This window comes from Sporosarcina sp. USHLN248 (assembly GCF_037144575.1).
Lineage (GTDB): Bacteria > Bacillota > Bacilli > Bacillales_A > Planococcaceae > Sporosarcina > Sporosarcina contaminans.
Window position 1 is genome coordinate 1 of the sequence record NZ_JBBCZC010000113.1, and the last position, 430, is coordinate 430.

At 47.0% G+C, this 430-nt stretch carries 1 protein-coding gene; it reads right to left on the reverse strand.

All coding sequences use genetic code 11. The features are described from left to right. On the reverse strand, positions 1–389 hold a 389-nt coding region (locus WFH04_RS18180), incomplete at its 3' end, for a transposase family protein (protein WP_336825729.1). Positions 390–430: the final 41 nt, after the last annotated feature.

A 430-nucleotide genomic window follows, 5' to 3' on the forward strand; every position in this document is an offset into this window, starting at 1 on the left:
CGGATCACTGTTGAGCTGGAAGTGCCGAGTACTTCACCTGCTTCTTTAAAGGTTTTCGCTTTGATGGATCGGACACGGACGACCTGATTCCACTCCTTCGTATAGCGTTGATACTTTTCCACAAAGGGGGAAGTCTCCGAGAAGCGCTTTCCGCATGAACAGGCATACCTGCGCCGTTTATAGAAGAGGACCGTTAAACGTTCAAACCACTTGAGGTGCTTGACCTTCTGCATGCGGTAGTCATGGATCTTAGTTGTCATCGCCCCACACTGAGGACATTTGTGAGGCTGCCTTGGAAGCGAAACGTGAAGTGCGGTATGCTCCCCAACCTCCTCTATCTTTTCAATGTTTACACCTTTTAATCCTGGAATATTCATGATAGAATTCATGTGCACGTATCACCTTTCGTTTACTTGTTTTCCGACAATTC